Annotated in this window: 16 protein-coding genes; 5 read left to right on the forward strand and 11 right to left on the reverse strand. The window is 43.3% G+C overall.

The genetic code is table 11. The annotated features are described in order from the left end of the window. Positions 1-7 precede the first annotated feature (7 nt). The 4 genes from sufB to BVU_RS06885 are packed head-to-tail and all read left to right on the forward strand — an operon-like array spanning position 8 to position 4833. Entirely contained in the window at positions 8-1459 is a 1452-nt protein-coding gene (gene sufB, locus BVU_RS06870; protein WP_005838858.1) for a Fe-S cluster assembly protein SufB, read from the forward strand. Positions 1460-1486: 27 nt separating this feature from the next. After that, a complete protein-coding gene (gene sufC, locus BVU_RS06875) occupies positions 1487-2239 on the forward strand; it encodes a Fe-S cluster assembly ATPase SufC (protein WP_005838860.1) in 753 nt (250 codons plus the stop codon). Positions 2240-2268: 29 nt separating this feature from the next. Continuing rightward, positions 2269-3612, forward strand: coding sequence for a Fe-S cluster assembly protein SufD (sufD, locus tag BVU_RS06880; RefSeq protein WP_005838862.1), 1344 nt, complete (start codon positions 2269-2271; stop codon positions 3610-3612). A gap of 6 nt (positions 3613-3618) precedes the next feature. Further along, the gene (locus tag BVU_RS06885; protein WP_005838864.1) at positions 3619-4833 is read left to right on the forward strand and encodes an aminotransferase class V-fold PLP-dependent enzyme; all 1215 of its coding nucleotides are present in this window, start codon (positions 3619-3621) and stop codon (positions 4831-4833) included. 89 nt (positions 4834-4922) lie between these two features. Here BVU_RS06885 and BVU_RS06890 read toward each other — a convergent pair whose 3' ends face one another. The 9 genes from BVU_RS06890 to BVU_RS06935 form a co-directional block, all read right to left on the reverse strand. Continuing rightward, the gene (locus BVU_RS06890; protein WP_011965154.1) at positions 4923-6578 is read right to left on the reverse strand and encodes an IS1182 family transposase; all 1656 of its coding nucleotides are present in this window, start codon (positions 6576-6578) and stop codon (positions 4923-4925) included. A gap of 935 nt (positions 6579-7513) precedes the next feature. Beyond that, positions 7514-7936, reverse strand: a complete 423-nt coding sequence (locus BVU_RS06900) for a GNAT family N-acetyltransferase (protein WP_005849662.1) — start codon at positions 7934-7936, stop codon at positions 7514-7516. Positions 7937-8094: 158 nt separating this feature from the next. After that, on the reverse strand, positions 8095-10029 hold the full coding sequence (locus BVU_RS06905; RefSeq protein WP_011965156.1) for an MGH1-like glycoside hydrolase domain-containing protein: 1935 nt from the start codon (positions 10027-10029) through the stop codon (positions 8095-8097). A gap of 17 nt (positions 10030-10046) precedes the next feature. Next, positions 10047-13223, reverse strand: coding sequence for a glycoside hydrolase family 2 TIM barrel-domain containing protein (locus BVU_RS06910; RefSeq protein WP_011965157.1), 3177 nt, complete (start codon positions 13221-13223; stop codon positions 10047-10049). 13 nt (positions 13224-13236) lie between these two features. Then, a complete protein-coding gene (locus BVU_RS06915; protein WP_005838876.1) occupies positions 13237-13839 on the reverse strand; it encodes a lysine exporter LysO family protein in 603 nt (200 codons plus the stop codon). Further along, positions 13836-14117, reverse strand: coding sequence for a LysO family transporter (locus BVU_RS06920; protein WP_005838878.1), 282 nt, complete (start codon positions 14115-14117; stop codon positions 13836-13838). The genes BVU_RS06915 and BVU_RS06920 overlap by 4 nt, the downstream gene beginning before the upstream one ends. Positions 14118-14231: 114 nt before the next feature. Next, on the reverse strand, positions 14232-15749 hold the full coding sequence (locus BVU_RS06925) for a RagB/SusD family nutrient uptake outer membrane protein (protein WP_005838880.1): 1518 nt from the start codon (positions 15747-15749) through the stop codon (positions 14232-14234). 20 nt (positions 15750-15769) lie between these two features. Next, the gene (locus tag BVU_RS06930) at positions 15770-18898 is read right to left on the reverse strand and encodes a SusC/RagA family TonB-linked outer membrane protein (protein ID WP_005838882.1); all 3129 of its coding nucleotides are present in this window, start codon (positions 18896-18898) and stop codon (positions 15770-15772) included. A gap of 223 nt (positions 18899-19121) precedes the next feature. Continuing rightward, entirely contained in the window at positions 19122-20747 is a 1626-nt protein-coding gene (locus BVU_RS06935) for a tetratricopeptide repeat protein (protein ID WP_008668520.1), read from the reverse strand. A gap of 101 nt (positions 20748-20848) precedes the next feature. Here BVU_RS06935 and BVU_RS06940 point away from each other — a divergent pair, with 101 nt between their 5' ends. After that, the gene (locus BVU_RS06940; protein ID WP_005838886.1) at positions 20849-21454 is read left to right on the forward strand and encodes a ribonuclease HII; all 606 of its coding nucleotides are present in this window, start codon (positions 20849-20851) and stop codon (positions 21452-21454) included. Positions 21455-21596: 142 nt separating this feature from the next. Here the strand turns inward: BVU_RS06940 and fucP are convergent, their stop codons facing one another. Both fucP and fucI read right to left on the reverse strand, forming a co-directional pair. Continuing rightward, a complete protein-coding gene (gene fucP / locus BVU_RS06945) occupies positions 21597-22910 on the reverse strand; it encodes an L-fucose:H+ symporter permease (RefSeq protein WP_008668518.1) in 1314 nt (437 codons plus the stop codon). A gap of 111 nt (positions 22911-23021) precedes the next feature. Next, the gene (fucI, locus tag BVU_RS06950) at positions 23022-24797 is read right to left on the reverse strand and encodes an L-fucose isomerase (protein ID WP_005849650.1); all 1776 of its coding nucleotides are present in this window, start codon (positions 24795-24797) and stop codon (positions 23022-23024) included. Positions 24798-24808 lie beyond the last annotated feature (11 nt).

Raw genomic sequence — 24808 nt, forward strand, 5'->3', positions numbered from 1 at the left:
GATAGATATGCAAGAAGAACCCAATAAATATGTGAAAGAACTGACGCAGGAGAAGTACAAATATGGCTTCACCACAGAAGTTCACACAGATATTATAGAAAGGGGATTGAATGAGGATGTTATCCGCTTGATTTCTGCAAAGAAGAACGAGCCGGAGTGGTTGCTGGAGTTTCGCCTGAAAGCATACCGCTACTGGTTGACCATGGAGATGCCTGCATGGGCACACCTCACTATCCCTGAAATAGATTATCAGGCTATATCCTATTATGCGGACCCTACAAAGAAAAAAGAAGGACCGAAAAGTATGGATGAGGTAGATCCTGAGTTGATTAAAACTTTCAATAAATTAGGTATTCCTTTGGAGGAGCAAATGGCGTTGAGCGGTATGGCAGTAGATGCTGTCATGGACTCTGTATCCGTCAAGACTACATTTAAAGAAACCTTGTTGGAAAAAGGGATTATTTTTTGTTCGTTCAGTGAAGCGGTGCGTGAGCATCCCGATTTGGTGAAGAAATATCTGGGTTCGGTGGTCGGGCCGCGGGATAATTTCTTTGCAGCCTTGAACTCGGCAGTATTCAGTGACGGATCGTTTGTATATATTCCGAAAGGAGTGCGTTGTCCTATGGAACTCTCCACTTATTTCCGTATCAATGCAGCCAATACCGGTCAGTTTGAGCGTACACTGATTGTTGCGGATGATGATAGTTATGTTTCTTATCTGGAAGGATGTACGGCCCCTATGCGGGATGAGAACCAATTACATGCGGCCATAGTGGAGATTGTGGTGCACGACCGTGCGGAAGTGAAATATTCTACCGTACAGAACTGGTATCCGGGAGATGCCGAAGGCAAAGGAGGAGTATATAACTTTGTGACAAAACGCGGTCATTGCAAAGGAGTGGATAGCAAATTAAGCTGGACACAGGTGGAAACCGGATCGGCCATTACTTGGAAATATCCCAGTTGTATCCTGAGTGGAGATAATTCTACTGCTGAATTCTATTCGGTGGCAGTAACGAATAACTATCAGCAGGCTGATACGGGGACTAAAATGATTCATTTAGGCAGAAATACCCGTAGTACCATTGTTAGTAAAGGAATCAGTGCCGGAAAGAGCCAGAACTCTTATCGTGGTCTGGTACGTGTGGCTCAGAAAGCAGACAATGCCCGTAATTACAGTCAGTGTGATTCTTTGTTGCTGGGGAGCCAGTGTGGTGCTCATACATTCCCATATATGGATATTCATAACGAGACAGCTGTGGTGGAACATGAGGCGACAACCAGCAAGATCAGCGAAGACCAGTTGTTTTATTGCAATCAGCGCGGTATTCCTACAGAAGATGCTATTGGGTTGATTGTCAATGGATATGCAAAAGAAGTACTGAATAAACTTCCAATGGAGTTTGCGGTGGAGGCACAGAAACTGCTGGCTATTTCTCTAGAGGGAAGTGTAGGATAAATGAAGAACTAAGAATTTAATAGAATTATGTTAGAGATAAAAGACTTACATGCCAGTGTCAATGGCAAAGAAATATTGAAAGGTATTAATCTAAGCATAAAGAAAGGTGAAGTTCATGCTATTATGGGACCCAACGGTTCCGGAAAGAGTACCCTTTCGTCTGTGTTGGTAGGCAATCCGGCTTTTGAGGTAACGAAAGGTTCGGTGACTTTTGAAGGAAAAGATTTGTTGGCTTTGAGTCCTGAGGATCGCAGTCATGAAGGTCTGTTTTTGTCTTTCCAATATCCGGTGGAGATTCCCGGAGTCAGTATGGTGAACTTTATGCGTGCGGCGGTAAACGAGCAGCGTAAATATAAAGGCCTCCCTGCATTGACAGCCAGTGAGTTCTTGAAGCTGATGCGCGAGAAGCGGGCTGTGGTGGAATTGGATAATAAATTGGCAAACCGTTCGGTAAACGAGGGATTCAGCGGTGGTGAGAAGAAGCGCAATGAGATCTTCCAGATGGCTATGCTGGAACCTAAGTTGAGCATTTTGGATGAAACGGATTCCGGTCTTGATATTGATGCGTTGCGTATTGTAGCCGAGGGTGTGAACAAACTGAAGACTCCCGAAACAAGTTGTATCGTCATTACGCACTATCAACGGTTGCTGGATTATATCAAACCCGATATTGTACATGTATTGTATAAAGGACGTATTGTGAAGACTGCGGGTCCTGAATTGGCTTTGGAACTGGAAGAGCGTGGTTACGACTGGATAAAAGCCGAGTTGGGAGAATAATAATTTGATGCCTAAAGAAGAAAGTGATTATGAGAGCAGAACAACAATATATTGATCTCTTTTCTCAATGTGAGGCGATGATTTGCCGGCATAGTGCCGAGGTGCTGAACGCTCCCCGTGCGCAAGCTTTCGCAGATTTCGAAAAATTAGGTTTCCCTACCCGCAAACAGGAGAAGTATAAATATACGGATGTGAGCAAGTTGTTCGAGCCGGATTATGGTTTGAATTTGAACAGACTCGACATTCCGGTGAATCCGTATGAAGTGTTCAAGTGCGATGTACCTAATATGAGTACCGCTCTTTATTTTGTAGTAAACGATGCTTTTTATCGTAAGGCTTTGCCGAAGGCACAATTGCCGGAAGGAGTGTTGCTTGGCAGCTTGAAAGAGCTGTCTGAACAATATCCGGCTTTGGTCAAGCAGTATTATGGCAAGTTGGCAGATACTTCCAAGGATGGTGTGACCGCCTTCAATACTACTTTTGCCCAGGATGGCTTTATGCTGTATGTGCCGAAAGGCGTGGTGGTGGACAAACCCATTCAACTGGTGAACATATTGCGTGCTGATGTTAATTTTATGGTGAACCGCCGTGTGCTGGTTGTGCTGGAAGAAGGTGCGCAGGCTCGTCTGTTGATTTGTGATCATGCCATGGATAATGTAAATTTCCTTTCTACTCAGGTTATTGAGGTCTTTGCAAAAGAAAATGCTACTTTCGATCTTTATGAACTGGAAGAAACCCATACCAGCACAGTGCGTTTCAGTAACCTCTATGTGAACCAGGAGGCAGACAGTAATGTGCTTTTGAATGGTATGACTTTGCATAACGGTACTACGCGTAATACAACTGAAGTAACTTTGGCCGGACGTGGAGCTGAGATCAATTTGTGTGGTATGGTCATTGCCGATAAGAATGAACAGGTGGACAATCATACTTTCATTGACCACAAGGTTGCTGATTGCACTAGTAATGAGCTGTTTAAATATGTATTGGATGATCAGGCGACAGGTGCGTTTGCCGGAAAAGTATTGGTACGTGAAGGAGCACAACATACTAATTCCCAACAAACCAACCGCAACCTCTGTGCTACTCGTGATGCCCATATGTACACTCAGCCGCAACTGGAAATTTATGCGGATGACGTAAAGTGCTCTCACGGAGCTACTGTCGGTCAGCTGGATGAAAATGCGTTGTTCTATATGCAACAGCGTGGTATCAGTCTGAAGGAAGCACGTTTATTGCTTATGTTTGCTTTTGTCAATGAAGTAATAGATACGATCCGCCTGGATGCATTGAAAGACCGTTTGCATCTGTTGGTGGAAAAACGTTTCCGTGGTGAGTTGAATAAATGTCAGGGATGTGCGATATGTAAATAAGACGCCATGTACGATATACAAAAAATAAGAGAAGATTTTCCGATATTAGATCGGGAGGTGTATGGAAAGCCGCTTATTTATCTGGATAATGGGGCTACCACTCAGAAACCGCGCCAAGTGGTTGAAGCCATAACCGATGAATATTATTCGGTCAATGCCAATGTGCATCGTGGTGTGCATTTCCTGTCTCAGCAGGCTACCGAGTTGCATGAAGCTTCTCGTGAGACTGTACGTCGTTTTATCAATGCACGCAGTAGCAATGAAATCGTGTTTACACGGGGCACGACGGAGAGTATCAACCTGTTGGCTTCTTCTTTTGCCGACAGTCAGATGAAGGAAGGTGATGAAGTGATTGTTTCTGTCATGGAGCATCACAGCAATATTGTACCTTGGCAGTTACAGGCTGCGCGTAAAGGAATCGTGCTGAAAGTGATTCCCATGAATGACAGGGGAGAACTGTTGTTGGATGAATATGAGAAACTCTTTTCGGAACGGACCAAGCTGGTGAGTTTCGCTCATGTAAGTAATGTGTTGGGCACTGTCAATCCGGCGAAAGAGATGATTGCGACTGCCCATGCACACGGTGTTCCCGTTTTGATTGACGGGGCGCAGAGTGTTCCTCACATGAAAGTGGATGTTCAGGATTTGGATGCCGACTTTTTTGCTTTCAGCGGACATAAGATATATGGTCCTACCGGTGTGGGGGTGCTTTATGGAAAGGAAGAGTGGCTGGATAAGCTTCCACCTTACCAGGGGGGAGGCGAGATGATACAAAGTGTCAGCTTCGAGAAAACGACTTTTAATGAATTGCCGTTTAAGTTTGAAGCGGGAACTCCCGATTATATCGGCACTACCGCCTTGGCAAAAGCGTTGGATTATGTATCTGCCATTGGTATGGAGAACATTGCCGCCCATGAGCATGAACTGACCCTATATGCCATGCAGCGTCTGAAAGAAATAAACGGAATGCGTATCTTCGGAGAGGCTGAGCATAAGAGCAGTGTCATTTCTTTCTTGGTAGGAAATATTCATCATTTGGATATGGGTACGTTGCTTGACCGTCTGGGCATTGCCGTACGTACCGGGCATCATTGTGCTCAGCCTTTGATGATTCGTATGGGGATTGAAGGAACCGTGCGTGCTTCTTTCGGTTTGTATAATACCAAGGAGGAGATAGATATGCTGGCTGCCGGCATTGAGCGCGTCAGCAGGATGTTTTGATTTCTCCAAACGAAATAAGTCGGAGGTGTGTCGTAATGCACGATGCACCTCTTTTTTTGTTCATCACTATACAAATCTGTTCACTTTCTTTAAGCTGCGATCTTTTGAAGATTTCTTTGATTTATGTGTTCCCAGCATCTAAAAACAGCAGTTGTAAGCTCATAAAACAGTCTAATCAGCCAGTTCATACCCTTTTTTGTCAGTTTTGCACACATCTTTTTTATATTGAAGGCAATGGCTAGGAAGGCAAAGTCCATGAAGACCTTGTCCTTTCCAAAATGTCGGAAACGTTTGTAGTTCATATTGTTTTTAATTTGTCCGAACACGGCTTCCGGTTCTATGCATCTCTGCCCTCTGTGTTTCAGTCCTTTCTCAGAGCAGAGCAGTTCTTTGGCTCTCCGCTTGTATTGTCTAAGCCTATGATTCAGTTCTATCGTCCTGTTTCCTTTTGCTTTAAAACAGCGGCATCGCAGGGGACAGCCTTCACACCTGACAGCTCTGTACCGTGCATTTTCGTTGACATATCCGGATGCGGTTTTCACATTCCTGGTGCCTATCCTCCGCATCCTTTGCCCCATAGGGCAGATGCAGAAGTCATGTTCTTCATTGTAGTAGAAGTTTTCGGCCTTGAACGGGTCCGGTTTGAATCTCGGCCGCTGCTCCATGTGGAAGTAGTTGTACTTTACGTAGGCTTCCATGCCGTTTTCGGACATGAAGCGGTAATTCTCTTCGGAGCCATAGCCGGAATCAGCAACCACCGTATGGGCCATCCGGTCATACCTGTTTGAAAAAGATTGCAGGAAAGGAATCAGGGTCAGTGTATCCGTAGGGTTCGGGAAGAGTGCAAAATCGGTGATGAACTGATTTTCGGTGCCGATTTGAAGGTTGTAACCGGGCTTCGTCTGTCCGTTGCGCATGGCATCCTCCTTCATTCTCATGAAAGTAGCGTCATTGTCCGTTTTGGAATAGGAATTCCTGTCCTGCAGCGTGTCCAGACGGTTGTCGTATTCCTGTAGCTTGTCCCTGTGCTCTTCCAACTCCTTCAGCTGTTTGCGTTTCTTTTTCAACGCAGTCTTTTCCTCTTTCGTGGAGGGTTCAGGAACCTGTTCGAGTGCTTGACGCAATTCTCCTGCCATTTCAGTCAGCATGGCCGGAGTGAACTCAATCTCCTCATTGCTTTCCGATGAGTTCTCCTGGGCGATGACATTGTCTATCTGCCCTAGCAGGATATGTATTTTCTTCATCAGGCGTTCACGGTTCCGCTCAACCGTTTTCCGCCAGACGAAAGTATACTTATTGGCTTTGGACTCAATCTTTGTCCCGTCAATGTATTCCACATTCAAGCTGATGAAGCCTTTGGAAGAGAGAAGGAGTACGGTTTGGGTAAACACCTCGTTGATTTCATTCTTCACCCGGTTGCGGAAACGGTTGATGGTGATGAAATCCGGTTTCTCATATCCGGCCAGCCAGATATAATGGATGTCACGGTGAAGGAGCTTTTCAATTTTCCGGCAGGAGTAGATGTTGTTCATATAGGCATACAGAATGACCTTGAGCATCATCCTGGGGTGGTAAGGGCTGCGCCCGCATTCCTTATACAGCTTTCTGAAACTTTCAAGATTCAAGCCCTCAACCAGGGCGTCAACCATGCGCACCGGATCGTTTTCTGCAATATCCTCATCAATTCTTTGAGGAAAAAGAACGGTTTGGTTGGGATTGTAAGAACGAAAATGTATCTTTGTCATAGTGAAATTCTTATTACCTAAAGATACAAAATCTTTAGGTAATAACAAAGCCCCAGCTTGTGAAAGTCGGGGCTTTGTGCGTAAAAAACAGAAGGTGTGCATTTTGACACACCTTCTTTTTTTGTATAACAAGAATCAGCGGAACTTCCCACAAGATTGGGAGAAACTTCTCACAAGATTTGCCGCATCTTGTAACAAGATATCAGGCATCCCGGTTTCTTGCGTCTTTTTATGTTCTTTTCTGTGGGCATATTCCTCTTCCGGTAGAAAATATGCCCCTCCCGAAGAATTGCTCCAAAAATCCTTCAGAAGTTTCAGCCTCTCCGCAAACTCCCTGTTCATGGGCTTTCCGGCTGAAGGATTGGCTTTTAAAATTCTTCAGCCGGGTATTTATTCTTTCAGCCGGCATATACGTTTTTTCAGCTATGGCTGTGTACTTTCCGGCATCTTCGGAGTTTTCCCTATGTACCTGCGTGCTTTTCACCTTCCGGCCATTGGGCACGCTGAAGGATTTTTTTTCAGTCTGAAAGATTTCGAGGTATCAATTCTTCAGCCGGAATGCCGATGAACAAAGCGTTTGCGGAGAGGCTGAAACTTCTGAAGGAAAAATAAGTGTTTTGCTATGTGTATATAAAGAAACAGGAGAAACAACGGGACGTATTAATAAAAGCTCTTGATGTTTTTTTAATATGTCCTGTTGTTTTTAAAAAAGGGGCAGATGTTTTGAAGTTTCCTGTTGTGAAGTGTGAACACATACGGATGTATAGGCTGAAGGATATATCATGTTGCAGCCGGAAGATATATAATCTTACACCTGTAACATGATATATGATAGATGAGGGTTTAAGTAAATTCCCGGTTGAAACCGTTGGCTGTTGTTACCTTAAACTTTGCCATTTTGAGGTTCTTTCATTACGGTGAATTTTATTCGGGTGTTACAATTGCATGTGTAAAATAGGATATGCTTTACCTTCTCCATCCAAATCTGACCTTTTATATATGTTAAATCCTATATGTTTATAAAAGCCGACAGCTTGAATATTCTGCTCATTCACATCGACTTTTGTTACTTGTAAATTATCGATGGCATAAGTAATTAATTTTTTCCCTACTCCTGTGCCTCGATAATTGTTGTCAATAAATAGCATTTCGAGATTTCCTTCTGCAATTCCCATAAACCCGATTAAGGTTCCTTCTTGTTCAAATCCGAATAGATTGACATACTGGAAATATACCGGAAGTTGTCCCTTGTAATATATAAAATCTTCCTCTTTAAGAAAATCATGCGTACTCAATACAGCACTTTCCCAAATTTCCATCAAGCGTGGATAATCTGTAACTTTAATTTTTCTAATCATTATGGTTATTGTTATTTAATGTCGCAAAGTTAGGAATAAATATTCACTGAATCTATTTTTCATAAGTTTTGATGGCTGTAAAAGCAAGGGGCCGCATTCATCACGAGTGCAGCCCTCCTTGGTATTGTATTATTTATATTAAGGTAAAAAGAGAGAGTTTATTTGCCGTAATCATCGTATAACATCAGCAAATGTGACGAACTCCAACTGAAATGGGGAGCTTTTAACAATTCACCGGTGTGTGTGCCATAATTTTCATGTATCGGTGCGCCTTCTTTCAAGCCTTGCAGACGGTCGAATACCTGGAGGGTGTATTCATCCGCCATCTTGTTATATCCATAATTGCGCAGGCCGCGGATAGCGAAGTAAGTCTGGTCCAACCAGATAGGACCGCGCCAGTAGCCGCGCGGATTGTACTTCGGATGGTCTGCTGCCACTGTGGGGAAGGGAATGTATGTAGAAAACTTGGCTGTATCGGTCAGCAGGGGCAGCATGGCTTTTACCTGATCGGCCGTGGCAACTTTTGTCCATAAGGGGGTGTATGCTTCGCATCCCGGTTCCTGTATGAAGCTTCCGTCTTTTAAGCGGCGATCGAAGAAGAAACCTTTTTCTTTGTCGAAGAAATAATCGGCTACCTGGCTGCTGTAATCCGGACCATCGAAAGTTACTCCCAAAATACCGGCGAACTTTTTCAATAACTTGCATTCCAAAGCCAGATAGGCATTCAGGTCAACACTTTCCTGATCCATGCTCCATGCATCCTCCGCACCGTCATTTTTCAGCATCTTGGCATCATCGAAACGGATGGCGTTATCCATGCCGCTTTCCCATGCTGCCGCTTCCAGTGTACCATCGGTGGAACCGTATTCACACATACCGTTGCGGTTATGGTCACGCTTGTTGTACCACCATTTGTAATAGGCCATCAATTGCGGATACATTTCGCTGATGAATGCCGTATCATTGGTATGGGTGAATATTTCGTCTACAGCCCAGGATACGAGAGGAGGTTTGCTGTCGCGTGCATTGTTCTCGGCAGGATCGGTGTAGATGCAGTCTATAATCATGCCGTCCGGTTGCTGATAGTCAAACATGGCGCGGATGTTGTCTTTGGCAAGTTCTGGATCGAATTTTGCCAGGGCGGCAGAGAAACGCCAAGTGTCCCAGGCCCAGAATCCTACGAAGTAGTATGCGGCATGACTCGGAACAATTCCTTCGTGGAGCAATCCGCCACGGTGGGTACGCCAGTTACTGATAAGTGTAACAACTGCTTTCACGGCGATACGGTCATACTCAGGTTTCATATCTTTGCGCAGAATCTTGGTGAGATAACCTTCCCAGCGTTCTTTGTTGGCTTTGAGCCCTTCCTGCGGATTGCTTAGAGCCAATTGCGCTTTCTGTAATCCGGCAGAAAGTTCTTTTTCTTCGGTATAGAAAGAAATGGCTACGTAGGTGTCGTGTTCGCTGCCATTGATTTTTGCCTGGTAATTATTGTCAGTGCCCTTTACGCTAACATCCGGGGTAAAAGTTAATGCTACAATCTCACCGGAGGGATGACGGGCGATGACGGTATTCTGGTCTGTTTGGACTTGTATCTCTTTTCCCCATTGGCTGGCAGTTAAGGAGAGTTCCTTTCCTGCATCGGAGTGAATGCGGAGCAATGCGGTAGAAGCATCTAAAAAATTCAAGCGTTGAATGATTTTACCTTCCTCTGAACTGGCCGAAAGATATAACTCTCCCGGGAAATAACAAGTGGAATCCGGAGTAAATATAACATTCGCCTGATCGGCATATCCTACCGTGACAGCAGATTGCGCCATCCATTGGCGTCGGTTCATATCCAGACTGAACGGACCGCAGAAACCGTTCACCCAGTGATCTTTCTGCGGAAGGGTAAATCCCATCCAGGAACCGGCGTCTGTAAACCATCCCCCGCAACGTGTCAGTGTATCGGGGGTATAGGCTATATCCAGTATGTTATTGAATTCATATCTTTTGCCTGTGGGGGTGTTCTCACCGGCAGGTGTGCAGGCCGTTGTGAGACCTGCTACTACTGCTGTGAGAAGAATGATTTTGGTAAATTTATATTTCATGTCATTTCGTTATTATTTTAAAACCATTTCTTATGCGCTTTTTCAGCGGCATCGTCTTGATTGCTCAAAGGTTGCATGGTAAAGCTGTATTGCCATTCGTGCGGAGTGATGGTATATTCCGGATGTACTTGCGCTCCCCAGGTATTATCTCCACCTACCCCCATATGACGGTGGTCGATGTTTAACCATATCATGTCTTTCTTCATAATACTTCCACCATGACGGCGTTCGGTATTGAATGCCACATAGTCAATATCCTCCAACGGGAAATTCCATGCGCTGACATTCAGCGGTTCCTCACCTGTGATTAACAGGCCTTCCCCTGCTTTATTACGCAATGCAACCCATCGTACATCGGTTTTGTTGCCGGTTTCCTGTGCACGGACATACGGATGGAATTGTTCCCATACTGTAGCGGTATAGAGCCCGATAGGATAACCCGTCTTGCGGTCTGCATAGTTTTCTTGTGGTCCGCGGCCCAGCCAGGTCATCACATCGTATTCTGCCGGAAGAATCATACGCATACCCAGACGTGGCATTTCAGGAAGGGATTTGTTGCCGGGTACAAAGTGCATACTTACTTTGACTGCTCCATTGGGTCGTACTTGATAGACGGTCTGCAAAGTTGATTCTTGTGCTTCCAGTTTATAATTTACAGTAACGGTTGCCAGTTGTTTGTTTGAATCTTCTTTCAGGTCGATGCTTTGCAATTGGGCGTTCTTGCCTGCAAATTTCCAGATGCCGCAACGCTCCAGGTGGTTGTTGGCAACATCATTGTCGGTCAATGCACGCCAGAAATTGGGTTGCAATCCTTCTTTTATCAGATTTTTCCCGTTATATAAGAGTTCTGTCATTTCACCATCAGCAGTAGAGAATGCGATACGGAAGTTCTCTCCTGTCAAGGTAATGGCATCCGGAGTACGTTCGGTATTTACAGTTTTGTCTACTAGTTCCCGGGCAGTCCATGTAGCATTCAGCAGCCGTTCTCCTTCCGGATTCAGTTGCCATTGCTCCATGGCTACCTGATGTCCCTTCGGAACTAATGGGGCTTCCTTTTTGGTAAATGCTTCCAATTTCAGGAAGTATTCTTTTCCATCGTTAGGAATCAAGTTCATCGGGATAGTGATGAAGGCAGAAGAACGGGCGGTCATAACCGGGAAATCCATTTCACCGCTTTGTACAGCTTTTCCGTCTGTTTCTACAGTCCAGTGTAGTTTGTAATCCTCCAAACCGATAAAATCATGCCAGTTAGTCACTTTAATTTGCTTGGTGGTAAAGGCAACCGGCTCAAAATGAATATATTGATATACTTTTTTCACTTCCCAGATGTGCGGATGAAGTGAACGGTCGGCAGCTACCAATCCGTTGGCACAGAAGTTGGAGTCATTAGGAACACCCACGAAGCCCATATCGCCTCCGTAAGCCCAAATCTTGTTTCCGTTCTTGTCTTTGATATCAAAAGTAGCGTCTACCCAGTCCCATATGAAACCACCTTGCAACTGGTCATATTTATAAATCAAATCCCAATAGTCTTGCAGGTTACCTACACTGTTACCCATGGCGTGGGCATATTCACATAGAATCATCGGGCGTGCGTCGCGTTGGTTTACATGGCGGCGGAGCGCCCAGACACGTGCATACATCGGACAATAAATGTCAGATTTGGCATCATAACCACCTCCTTCATATTGTACAGGGCGGGTAGGATCGAACTTCTTGGTCCAGTCATATAACGTTTCAAAGTGTTTTCCGTAGCCGGACTCATTTCCCATTGACCAAGTGACAATGGCAGTGATATTGCGGTCCCTCAGCACCATGCGGCTCATGCGTTGCATAAACGGTACTTCCCAATCGGGATTATTAGCCAGTGTGCCATCTTTATGCGCCTGCATACCATGGCTTTCAATGTTTGCTTCATCTACCAGATACAAACCGTATTCGTTACACAATGCATACCATTCATAGCGGTTGGGGTAATGGCAAGTGCGTACAGCATTCAGGTTGAATTGTTTCATCAACTGAATGTCTTTTATCATGCTCTCTACGGTGATGGTACGACCATGATGCGGATCGTGTTCATGGCGGTTTACTCCTTTAAACAATACGGCTACCCCATTTATCAGTTGCATGCCGTTACGCATTTCCACAGAACGGAAACCGAAAGGCTGTGTGAATGATTCCAAGGCTTTTCCTTGAGCATCGTAGGTGTTGACTACCAATGTATAAAGATTGGGTGTTTCGGCATTCCAAGGCAATATGGCCGGGAACAAGTGTTTCTGAGCGAATAAAGTATCTGTAGCAGAAGTTATTTCCTTTTTATGCTGGTAAATTACATTGCCTTTGTCCATAACCTTTACTTCCACGGTTCCTCCCGGATGAGGCTTGTGGAGTGTGATATCCAGATTAAAATCTCCGTCTTTATAACCATTTGTCAGACCGGCTACCAGTTTGAAGTCTTGTACACGGCTTTGAGGACGGGCATAGAGATATACATCGCGTTCAATACCGCTATATTTCCAGTAATCCTGATCCTCCAGGTAGGAACCGTCACTATAACGGAAAACTTTAACGGCCAGTTTGTTCTTCCCGGCTTTTAAGAACGGAGTAATATTGAAATGAGCCGGAAGACGGCTGTCTTCACTGTATCCTGCCAATTCACCGTTTACCCAGCAATAAAAAGCGGACTCAACTCCTTCAAAATCAAGGAAGATATCCATTCCTTTCCAATGGGCCGGTACGGTAAATTCACGTACGTATGCTCCTACCGGATTGTAATCGTTTGGAACATGAGGCGGATTGGCAGGGAAGGGGTAAGCTACGTCAGTATAGATGGGGGAGTCAAATCCTTGCAGTTCCCAGCTTCCCGGAACCTGTATGTCTTTCCAGCGTTTGGTGTTATACCCCATTTTATAAAAATCTGTCGGGCATTCCTCATTGTTTTTAGAGAATAAGAACTTCCAGGTTCCGTCTAATGAAATGCGGCGTTCTGTAGCAGGGTTTACTGCAAAACGCTGGGCGGCAGGTAAAGCCTGTTGTTTCAGTGCATTGGCCTCATTCGTATAAGGAATGAAATGGGCATGGGCAGGTTCACGGTTTATTTCATTTATTTGTGGATTCTGCCAGGGGACATTTTCACCCCAGGCGGAAGCACAAACAAACAACAGTGTAAGAACAGTATGAAGAGAGTGTTTCATGGTTATTGTTATTTTAAATAGAACAGAAAAGAGTCACAAGAAAAGGTACGCTGAAGTCTACTACAAAGCCGTGAAATATAGAAACTACTACGAAGCTTTGACCGGAATAGCGGGTGATGATGGGTAATGTTGTATCCATCGTAGTGGCTCCTCCGGCAGAAATAGGGGCCAGATTGCCAAACCAGCGTACTAGCAACGGGGCAAAAAGCAAAGTGATAATCTCACGTGTGATATTGGATAATAATGCAATGGTTCCCAACTCCGGACCTTTATATTCTGTAATAAAGATACTGGATAGAGAGTAATAGCCGAAACCGGCACCTACTGCCATACAGTCTGTTACTGAGCGGTGCGAGAGAAACAGACTGACCACTGCGCATCCTGCCAGTGTTCCCAATATGGTCATGACCGGTAGAAAGATCAGGCGGGGATTTAATGAACGGAAATTACGTAAAGTCTGCGGATCATTACCTACACTGACTCCTACACTGAACATTAACGCACACAAGGCGTAGAAACTTAGCTTACTTTGTGTAAAGTCGTATGGAATAAGGTGATATACCCCACAAAGAGCTCCCAGTACAAAGAATCCGACGATAATCAAACTTCCTTTCATACTTGTCCCTCCTTATTTCTTTTGTAAAGTACATACCATAAAGCCCATGCTGCTGTAACACTGCCCAGCACTGCTGCCAAGGTGATGACAATGGCTTCCAACCCTATAGTGTGCAGACCATTGATAATTTTCTGATTGCCGCCTACATCTATACCCAATAAAAAGAGTAGCAACCAAATAAGAACGGTGATGACTTTGTGTATTCCTGAAAGCTTCTGCTTGCGAAGCAGGAAGCCGAGGAGCATTCCCGTGAGCATTAATCCAATAATTGTAAACATATCTATGTCGTTTTATTTATAGGCAAAGATACTTCATTTTTAGATTACAAGGCGGTATCACTGTAGCGAAAACCGCCTTGTTGCCTAATTATATCTAACCAAAAAAGAAAATACTTATTTTAAGGCATCATTAGCATTCAGCTCTGTAAGAGGAGTGGGGTAGAATGAGTTTTTGTCTTCATTGAAGCCTGTTCTTCCGGCAGCTTGCAGGGCTGAGGACAGTTTGCCCCAACGGCGGAGATCATACCAACGATAGTTCTCAAGAGGGAATTCAATCATGCGCTCGTGTTCAATTTGCGCGCGGACTGCTTCTTGAGAAGTACCTGTCATGGGTGGCATATCCCCGTGAACGCTTCTTACTTCATTGATTAAAGGAATAGCTTGTTCGGGATGTCCCTGTTCATTCAATGCTTCGGCTTTCATTAACAGTACGTTGGCATAACGCATCAAAGGAACATTGATCGCAGAATAGTTTTGGTTTAAACCTTCATAGGTCGAAGGCATGAATTTACGGAAGGCTACGCGTTCTTTGTTGTCGAACCAGTCATTATAGTCGTAGCCATAGACACGTCCGTTACCATCGTTATAATAGTCACAATTAAAAAATAATGTTGCATACATACGCGAGTCATAACGTCCTGTAGTAGCCGTTTCCCCTTCTTTTTTGAATTCACTAATCAATGTTTGACTGGGAAGAATCTCATCCCATCCCCCAAGTTCGGAAACACCGATCCATCGATGGAACTGAGTACGATAAGTAGCTCCGTTTGCAGAACTCATAGAGAATTGAATTTCAAAAATCGATTCTTTACTGTTCTTATTATCCCCGCTGAACATAGTGCTGAAATTATTAACCAGTTCATATCCTTTTACTTGGTTGAATGCTTCTATAGCACTGGCCAGATAAGAGTCTTTGTTGGTTGCCTCTTCATAGGCGCGTGTCAGATAGGCGAAACCAAGATATGCATAAGCAGAACCGCTTGTGGCACGGCCTACATTATCAGCGTCACGTGTTGCAGGCAGACTGGTTGCACGTTTCAAGTCTTCAATGATGAAATTCCATGCATCCTCACGGGAAGAAAGGGGCTTGCTTAATTCAGCCGGGTCAGTGATATATTTATCACGAACTATGATTTCTTTCCAGTTCAATAAAAGTTGCATGTGGTAATAAGCGCGGATAAAGTAGCCTTCATTGACCAATTGTTCGCGTGTTGCTGCGTCTATATTCTCATCGGGTATTTCTGCGGTTTTTTCAATTACCTGATTAGCAAAACTGATGCCTTTATAGTAGCATTGCCAGTAATAACTGAACTGAGAGTTACCATTGGTGTAGGTATAGTTGCCTAATTCCACCCAGTTCGGGTAATTCAGAGCATCGCTTCCTAATTGGATAATATCTTCACGATAGGCTTCTACCGGCCATTTGATTTCCGGGAAAGACCACATGTCACCCGAATAAGTCATCAGGTAAAGTTGGGAGTATGCGGCGGCAAGTCCGGCTTCAGCATCAGACTGGTTACGCCAAAAACTGCTTGATGTCAACTGGTCAGGAGATTCTACCGTGAGATAATCGTCACAAGCGCTAAATAAACTTGCAATGCAGATACTTGCTATGTATAATAGTTTCTTCATTTTCTTATTACTTTAAAGGATTAGAATGTAAGTTGAGCTCCAACGGTGAATGAACGGGTAAACGGATAAATCAATTTATCAACACCGGTATTCAACACACTGGCACGAGAGAATTCAGGATCTATACCATCATAGCCTGTGATAGTGAACAAGTTTTCACCACTTACATAGAAACGCAGTTTCTCAATATAGAATTTCTGCATGAGTGATTTGGGCAAAGTATAACCTAACTGTGCCTGACGCAGACGGACAAAATCACCGTTTTCAAGGAATCTGTCTGATTCTTTCATGTTGCCGTTCGGATCTTGATATACTGCGCGGGGAACATCCGTATTTCTATTGTCAGGAGTCCATGCATTCAATGTAGACTTCAGCATATTTGATTTAGAGTTCATACCTTCATAGAAATATTTGTTTCCGTTATACAATTTGAAGTTCCATGCGCTGCCAAGTACGATTGAAAGGTCAAATCCTTTATAGCCGAATGACAGATTTAAGTTCGCTTCCAATGTCGGGATACCTGAGCCACAGTATTCTTTGTCACCGGCGTCTATGCTTCCATTACCATCTAAATCTTTAAAACGGATATCACCCGGTTGGGCATTAGGCTGTAATAATTGTCCATCCTTGTTTACATGGGCATTTACTTCATCCATACTTTGGAAGATACCGTCTGTTCTATAAAGATAGAATGCACCGATAGGTTTGCCCACTCTGGTTTCTGTCGGGAAATGCTCCGTTCCATATTTCAATCCTTCACCTTGAAGAACTTGGTCTGCATCTGACAATTCAACCACTTTATTTTTGGTGGTACTCATATTGAAACCGATATTGTAATCAAAGTCTTTTATAGCATCTCCCCAGTTTAATTCAAGTTCGAAACCGGTATTGCGTATCTTTCCGACATTCAGGGTGGGGTTAGTCATACCTGCTGAAGGAGGTAGAACTTTTGTTATCAACAGATCTTCTGTTTGGTTATAGTAGTAGTTTAATGTACCGGTTAATTTGCTGTTAAAGAAGCCGAAATCGAAACCAATATTTTTGGTATCCGTTGTTTCCCATTTCAAAGAACGGTTTTCCAATCCGCGAGCGATGCTTCCTGCCCATGCGTTATCACCGTTGCCTTTCACGTATCCTTGATACATTTCATTGTATGTACTAATCAGCGCAAGGAAGTCATAATATCCCAAAGCATTTTCATTACCCAAACGTCCCCAACTGACACGGAACTTCAAATTATTCAATGCAATGTCTTTCGGGAAGAATTCTTCCTGACTGATTCTCCAGCCTAATGCCACTGATGGGAAGCAACCCCAACGGTTGTCTTTACCAAACTTGGATGAACCGTCATAACGTACAGTTGCCTGTACCAGGTAGCGGTCATTATAATTATAGTTCAGTCGGCCGAAGAAAGAGGCGCGGTTATATTTCCATTTTGTTCCGCTACCATCAAATGTGCCACCTGCTCCTGCACCTACAGTTGAGAAAGATGGATCAAGAAATCCGCCCGGAATTTCACTGGTTACCAATTTTCCGTCTTCTACTTTATAAACAGTGGTTTTACCTTCTACCCCAACAGAATTCCATGTATATTTGCGGGCAGTCATGGAAGTACCTGCCATTGCATTGACGTTGTGTTTTCCAAATGTCTTATTAAAACTTAATACATTTTCCCATACATGTTCCTCCCAGTATCCTGTGGTTTCGCTATGATAAGGATAGTCACGTTTGGCTTTTGGGTCGGCAACATAGGCCGGAGTATGATAAGTCTGACGTTGGTGCTCACCTCTGTATGCATAGCTTGTCTTGAAATTCAGCCATGGGGTGAAGTTCATGGTCAAGGCAACATTGGCTGTGGTATGATATTTTTTGTCTGTAGATTTTTCATAATGCTGGTCAGCCATAACATTACGGTTACTGGGCAGATCGTCAAAGTCACTTAAGCCGAAGCCATACTCTCTTGTATCATCATAGATAGGAACAAGCGGAGAAATCATGTACATTTCTTTAATGGAATATTCGGGTTGTTTGCTATCCGTAAATTTGAAAGCGATGTTAGCATCAATATCAAATATATATTTGCTCATGTGGAGTTTCAAACGTGCATTATCTTGACGGTAATTGTTACCTAAGAAAATACCTTTTTCGTCAGCATGGTTATATGAAAGTGAATATTGAGCATTTTCAGAACCGCCACGGATACTGAACATATAGTTTTGTGAAACACCACCTCTTAGCATGGCATCCTGCCAGTCTGTATCTATTCCTGTGTTTTTATTTACAAATGCGGGCATAGTAACCTCTGTATCATCTGGATACTGGTTCATGTAGTTCTGATACATTTGTTTATGAACACTTTTGTATTCTTCGGCATTTAGCAGTTCCAGCTTTTTGGCTACGCTTGTAAAGCTTACATAAGTGCTGAAATCAATTTTCATGTCACCCTTTTTACCGTTTTTGGTAGTTACGATAATGACACCATTTGCAGCAACCGAACCATAGATGGCAGCGGCTGCACCATCTTTCAGTACTTCCATTGACTGAATATCTTGCGGATTCACATTTTCAATATCACCGGGAAAACCATCAATGATATAAAGAGGTTGATTGTCACCAAACGTTTTGACACCACGGATTTTAACCTGCACACCTGCACCGGCATTACCACCAGCCTTCATAATGTTTACACCTGCAATCTTACCTTGCAATGCTTCTGCAGGGTTGGTTGTGGTGCGCTTTACCAAATCGTCTACATCTACTGAGGAAATAGCACCGGTCATATCACTTTTCTTCATGGTCCCATAGCCCACTACTACAACTTCATCCAGCATCTCAGTATCTTCTTTCAAAGTCACCCGGATGTTGGTCTTTCCGTTTACAGGGACTTCTTGTGTTGCATAGCCCACATAAGAAATAATAATAGTGGCTTTGGGGGATACGCTTAATGCAAAGTTACCGTCAAAGTCTGTGATGACCCCGTTGGTTGTACCTTTCTCTACTACACTGGCGCCAATAATAGGTTCGTTGGCAGCATCGGTAACCAGACCAGTCAGTTGAATCGTCTGTGCTAATGTACCGAAAGGAGTCATAAAAGCAAAGAGTAGAATCAATAGCATGATTCTTTCCTTGAAATAATTCTTTTTACTCATGTGAATAAATTTTAAGGTTAATAATTGTTTTTCACATCGCTAAGTAATAGGTTGTATGTGCAAATTCCTAATTATTATACCCTACAAATGAACTACAATGAATAAAAAAACTCTCTTTTTTAATCTACAAATATAAATGTAATATATTGATATATAGTGATCTATATAAAGAGATAATATCTACAAAATGCTGTTTGATAAAAACTGTAAAAATATAGGTTCTTTAAATATTTTGTAGATAGTCTGTCAAGTCATCCTCCGAAGATAAGTTTAGAGATTTACGTAAACGATATCGATTCATGTTGATTGTTTTGGGAACATTTCCTGTGAGCATCGAGATTTCTTTGGTAGATAGATTTACCCGTAATAAAGTAGCTAGATATCTTTCTCCTTGTGTTAAATTGGGATGCCGTTCGGATAGCCGTTGAAGGAACTCCTGGTTCTTTTCTTCAACATTCATCAGCAAGGTGCTGTTCGTCTTATCTCCATTCTGATATTGGCTGATGAAAGCATTGACTTTCTTCAGATGAGGAATCAATGCCTGTTGGTCCATCTTATATCCTTGCTTTATCATTTCTCTGATTTTCTCCAGCATTTCATTGCGGCTATGCAGGAATACAGCAAAACTGGTAGCTTCCTGGCGACTGTTGTATAATGCGCTTTGTACAGATTTTAATTCGAGTTCTTGCTGTCGTACTTTAAGTTCTGCCAATTCGTGTTCCGATTGCTCCAGATTATAGCGGGTAACCATTAACTGCATATTCTTTTTGCGTTTATACCATTGGTATAGAAATATACTGAGTACTATCAATGAGATGAATATGATTACTAGTACAAACAGGTTCCGTTTCAGCAGTTCTATTTCATAAGCTTGCTCTCTTAGTTCTGCTTTCCTTTGTTGGTTTTGATATTGTTTATGGGAAATTTCCTGTTCTACGATGCGTAATTTACTTCCACTTTGCAATTCTTTGCTAAGGGTATATAGTTGTATCAGGCATTTATAAGCGTTTTTATGGTCTCCAAGGGCATCGTATACCCAAGATAAATATTCGTAATTATCACAAATCAGTTCTTTGGCACTGATGGAAGAAGCGACCTCGTATGCTCTTTGTAAAGCCATCAAGGCATTGTTATATTGTTTTGCATAGAAGTATTGTTTTCCCATATTGTTATAGTTTTCCCCTAATGACCATTGAGAATTCAAGTTCTTGTTGATGACAATGGCCTCATTAATTAAACTTAGCTTTTCATTAAAATCACCCTCATATAAACATAGATTATTCAAATTGGCGGATATCCCTCTTAAATTTTTCTGACTGCGGTTTATTATAAGGGCTTGTTTGAGGAATTGTTCAGCTGTGTTGAACTCATTCATGGAATAATGGATGATGCCACGATCATTGTAGCATAGTGCGATAGAAATGGAATCTCCGATGGATTTAAAAATTGAGATGGCTTTCTCATTCATTTCGATCGCTTTGTTATAGTCGGTCAGTTTACAATAGAGTGCTCCTATCAGTGCGTAAATTTGTCCATTCAGCTCTTTATTGGCAGGAGTTGCATACTCCAATGCGTCATATAGATTTTTGATGCTCACATCAAAATTGCCTAATAGCTTTTCTGCCTGACTGTAATAGAACATTGCTTCGGCTTTTTGATCATTTTGCCTTTCTTCAGGAAACAATTCAATAACCTTGGCAGCATAGTAACTGGCCTGCTTCGGATTATTGTATAAGGCTTCAACCGACTTTTTAATCAGTGCCTCGGCTTCTTGTTGTTTATTACGGGCATTAGCCCATGAGAGATTCAGCAGGCAAAGGAGAATATATACAAGTAGGTTGTTTTTCATAATCAAGCGTATTTTTGCAAAAATAGTGATTTTCTTTGTAAAAAGACACTCTTGTTTCTCTTTTAAAAGAATATCTTTGCAAGCAACAATAAAGATGAGCTATGTTATTACCTTATTTGAATAAAGATCTGATAGAGGCCGGTTGTGATGAGGCGGGCAGGGGATGTCTGGCAGGATCTGTATATGCAGCAGCTGTTATTTTACCTGTAGATTTTAAGAATGAATTGCTGAATGATTCCAAGCAACTGACGGAGCATCAGCGTTATGCGCTGCGAGAGATTGTGGAAAGAGAAGCATTGGCATGGGCTGTAGGTGTAGTGACTCCTGAAGAGATAGACGAGATAAATATCCTTAATGCGTCTTTTCTGGCAATGCATCGTGCTGTGGATCAATTGAAAATTCGTCCCCAACATTTGTTGATTGATGGGAATCGTTTTAAAAAGTATCAGGATTTGCCGCATACTACTGTGGTAAAAGGAGATGGAAAATATCTTTCTATTGCCGCTGCATCTATTCTGGCGAAAACCTATCGTGATGATTATATGAATGAACTGCATAAAGAATATCCTTTTTATGATTGGAATAGTAATAAAGGTTATCCTACTAAAAAGCATCGTGCGGCTATCCGTGAACATGGAACAACGCCATATCATCGGATGACTTTTAATTTGTTGGGAACAGATCCCCAATTAGAGATTCCTTTCTAATTTGAAGAATATATAGGAGGATGGGATAACTTCTTTACATTTCATTCTACTTGGTTGAAAATAAAGCGAAGAATCTGTTTGATTCATATGAGTCGTAACAGATTCTTCGTTTCACTTTTTTACAATGGTCTTATTCAGCATATCAATATTTTCCCCGTTGATAAGAGCGATGTCCATAAATAGTGATTATCACAAAACAGATAAATGGCAGGATAAATGAAACATTTACGGCTGGCATATTCCAAATGGTATTCATATCAATAATACTTGCTTGTAAAGGAGGAAGTACGGAACCTCCTAAAATAGCCATAATCAGGCCGGCTGCTCCAAACTTTGCATCATCTCCCAATCCGGTAAGCGCTATGCCATAGATCGTGGGGAACATTAATGACATACAGGCTGAAACAGCTACCAGGCAGTACATACCCCAGATATCCTGGAAGAAGATGACTCCGGCGGTGAAGCAGCAACCCGCAATGGCAAGTATGGCCAATAATTTACCTGGATTGAGGTAGCGCAAGATGAAGGTACAGATAAAACGGCTGATACAGAAAATAACCATCGCGATGATATTATATTCTTGTGATAGTACTTCGGCAGCTTTCTCCTCCATACCTTGTGACATGAACAGGCGTGTGCCGTATTGGATGATGAAGGTCCAACACATAATCTGCGCACCTACATAGAAGAATTGTGCCACCACTCCTTCGCGGTAATGATGGATGGAGAAGATACGCTTCAGTGTGGGACCGAAATTGATACTGTGAGACTGGTCACCATTTTTGGGCATTTGGGTAAAACGTATCACTAGAAGCATAACTAATATGACTATTCCGATAGTGAGATAAGGAGCGATCAGTACGGACAGGTCCGCATCTCTTACCATTGCAAATTCTGCCGGGTTTAGTTGGGCTCGTTCTGCCGTATCCATCGGATTTAGTTTCGCCTGGATAAAGTTCATGGCTACATACATTCCCAGTAAAGAGCCCATAGGGTTAAACGATTGTGCCAGATTGAGACGTCGGGTAGCGGTAGCTTCTGTTCCCATGGACAAGATGTAAGGGTTGGAACTGGTTTCAAGGAAGGAGAGTCCGCAGGTCAGAATAAAATAAGCTAATAAGAACGGATAGTAGCTGCCTGTCATTTTAGCGGGAAAGAATAATAAGGCTCCTACGGCATAAAGTCCCAATCCCAGCAGGATACCGGCTTTATAAGAGTATTTACGGATAAACATAGCTGCCGGAAAAGCCATGGCGAAATATCCGCCATAGAAGGCAACTTGCACCAATGCGCCATCGGTGACACTCATCCGGAAGATTTTAGAGAATGCTTTTACCATCGGATTGGTGATATCATTGGCGAATCCCCACAGGGCGAAGCAGCAGGTGACTAATATAAACGGTAGCACGTAGCTGACTCCATCTTTGTACAGGATGGGTTGATCTGTATCTTTCATTTCTTAAATTAAAGATTGAGAATTAAAAATTAAGAAATGAGAATTGAAAACAAAAAAGGATAGGCATATAACCTTTTCTCTGTTTTTAATTTTCAATTCTCAATTTATTAACTATTTATAAATAGGTCCGTAAGTTGAGCAAGCTCTGTAGTCGGAACCTTCCTTATCCATACCGAAGGCATTCCATGATGCCGGGCGGAAAATCTTGTCGTCTTCTACATTATGCATACAAACAGGAATACGTAGCATAGATGCCAGAGTTATTAAATCCTGTCCGATGTGTCCATAGCTGATGGCGCCGTGGTTGGCTCCCCAGTTGTTCATTACCGAATAGACATCACGGAATGCAGGTTTGTCGCATAGGCGGGGTACAAACCAAGTAGTAGGCCATGTGGGGTCTGTACGCATGTTCAGTACCTGATGGATTTCCGGATCAATATCTACTGTCCAGCCTTCTGCCAGTTGCAATACTGGGCCTAAGCCTTTTACCAGATTAAGACGCATCATGGTGACAGGCATACCGCCTTTAGACAAGAAATTGGAAGAGAAACCGCCTCCACGGAAATAGTCGCGATCTGCCGGATACCAGGTTGTAGCTTTCAGACAAGCTTCGACATCGGCTTCAGTCATTTCCCAGTTGGGCTTCATGCAGGGCTCTCCCGCTTCATTATGGCTCTCACCGGTAGCGTCCAGAGTGGTTGCACCAGAGTTGATAAGATGGATGATACCGTTTTTAGCCATTCCGGTAAGTTCTTTGCCGGTGACACGTTTTACTGCTTCGGGGCTCCAGTAAGTACGGATGTCGGAGAACATCTGTCCACAGCCACTCAGCAGGTGACCGAATAACATGGCAACACCATTGCAAGCATCATTTTCGGTAGCCAGAACGTATGCTTCGCGAATGCCGTTCCAGTCGAAAGTGGTGTTGAGCAGTGCTTCACTGAAGTCACCGTTTGGTTTCCAGTCAGTCCATTGGCGTTGCCCCTGGAAGCCGGCTGCGATGGCATTATGGCCGATAGCTTCTTCTTTGAATCCCATTTCAAGCAATTTCGGGTTGCCGACCATCAAGTCACGCATGATGATAGTCATTTTTACAATAAATTCCCAGTCGGCATCCTTCTCTTCACGGGTTTTGCGCTTTTCGGGACGGTTCTTAAAGTCTTCCCCTTCGTTGGGCTTGCAATATTTTTCAGTCCAGGCCATTGCCTTGGCATATTCTTCATGGTCATAGATTCCTTCTTCCATACGGCGCAGGATCTCAGTTTCGTCCACGCTTTCATTACGTATTCCCAGATATTCCTGGAAAAAGTCAGGATCGACAATAGAGCCGGCGATACCCATGCAGACACTACCGAAAGAAAGATAGCTTTTTCCGCGCATATTGGCTACAGCCATGGCGGCACGGGCGAAACGCAATAGTTTTTCTGCTACATCGGCCGGAATCGTGTTGTCATCCAAATCTTGTACATCGTGTCCGTAAATACCGAATGCAGGCAGTCCTTTCTGTGCGTGTCCGGCTAATACGGCAGCCAGATAAACGGCTCCCGGACGTTCTGTACCGTTGAATCCCCAGACTGCTTTCGGCCAGTGCGGGTGCATATCCATTGTTTCGGAGCCATAGCACCAGCAACTGGTTACGGTAATGGTGGCACCTACTCCTTCGCGTTCGAATTTCTCGGCACAAGCGGCGCTTTCGGCTACACGACCGATGGTGCTGTCTGCTATTACACATTCCACGGGGCTTCCGTCACCGTTTTTCAAGTTAGATGAAATCAGTTCGGCAACAGCTTTTGCCAGGTTCATAGTCTTGTCTTCAAGGCTTTCGCGGACACCACCCTGGCGACCGTCGATAGTGGGACGAATCCCGATTTTAGGATACTTTTTCATGATATACATAG

It is taken from the genome of Phocaeicola vulgatus ATCC 8482, from assembly GCF_000012825.1.
Lineage (GTDB): Bacteria > Bacteroidota > Bacteroidia > Bacteroidales > Bacteroidaceae > Phocaeicola > Phocaeicola vulgatus.

Excerpts from the sequence above, each read along its gene's own strand:
- sufB (WP_005838858.1), top strand. The coding sequence starts at position 8 with ATGCAAGAAGAACCCAATAAATATGTGAAAGAACTGACGCAGGAGAAG.
- fucP (WP_008668518.1), bottom strand. The coding sequence starts at position 22,910 with ATGAAAGATACAGATCAACCCATCCTGTACAAAGATGGAGTCAGCTAC.
- sufC (WP_005838860.1), top strand. The coding sequence starts at position 1,487 with ATGTTAGAGATAAAAGACTTACATGCCAGTGTCAATGGCAAAGAAATA.
- BVU_RS06920 (WP_005838878.1), bottom strand. The coding sequence starts at position 14,117 with ATGTTTACAATTATTGGATTAATGCTCACGGGAATGCTCCTCGGCTTC.
- BVU_RS06885 (WP_005838864.1), top strand. The coding sequence starts at position 3,619 with ATGTACGATATACAAAAAATAAGAGAAGATTTTCCGATATTAGATCGG.
- BVU_RS06930 (WP_005838882.1), bottom strand. The coding sequence starts at position 18,898 with ATGAGTAAAAAGAATTATTTCAAGGAAAGAATCATGCTATTGATTCTA.
- BVU_RS06935 (WP_008668520.1), bottom strand. The coding sequence starts at position 20,747 with ATGAAAAACAACCTACTTGTATATATTCTCCTTTGCCTGCTGAATCTC.
- BVU_RS06940 (WP_005838886.1), top strand. The coding sequence starts at position 20,849 with ATGTTATTACCTTATTTGAATAAAGATCTGATAGAGGCCGGTTGTGAT.
- BVU_RS06900 (WP_005849662.1), bottom strand. The coding sequence starts at position 7,936 with ATGATTAGAAAAATTAAAGTTACAGATTATCCACGCTTGATGGAAATT.
- BVU_RS06910 (WP_011965157.1), bottom strand. The coding sequence starts at position 13,223 with ATGAAACACTCTCTTCATACTGTTCTTACACTGTTGTTTGTTTGTGCT.
- BVU_RS06925 (WP_005838880.1), bottom strand. The coding sequence starts at position 15,749 with ATGAAGAAACTATTATACATAGCAAGTATCTGCATTGCAAGTTTATTT.
- BVU_RS06890 (WP_011965154.1), bottom strand. The coding sequence starts at position 6,578 with ATGACAAAGATACATTTTCGTTCTTACAATCCCAACCAAACCGTTCTT.
- BVU_RS06905 (WP_011965156.1), bottom strand. The coding sequence starts at position 10,029 with ATGAAATATAAATTTACCAAAATCATTCTTCTCACAGCAGTAGTAGCA.
- BVU_RS06915 (WP_005838876.1), bottom strand. The coding sequence starts at position 13,839 with ATGAAAGGAAGTTTGATTATCGTCGGATTCTTTGTACTGGGAGCTCTT.
- fucI (WP_005849650.1), bottom strand. The coding sequence starts at position 24,797 with ATGAAAAAGTATCCTAAAATCGGGATTCGTCCCACTATCGACGGTCGC.
- sufD (WP_005838862.1), top strand. The coding sequence starts at position 2,269 with ATGAGAGCAGAACAACAATATATTGATCTCTTTTCTCAATGTGAGGCG.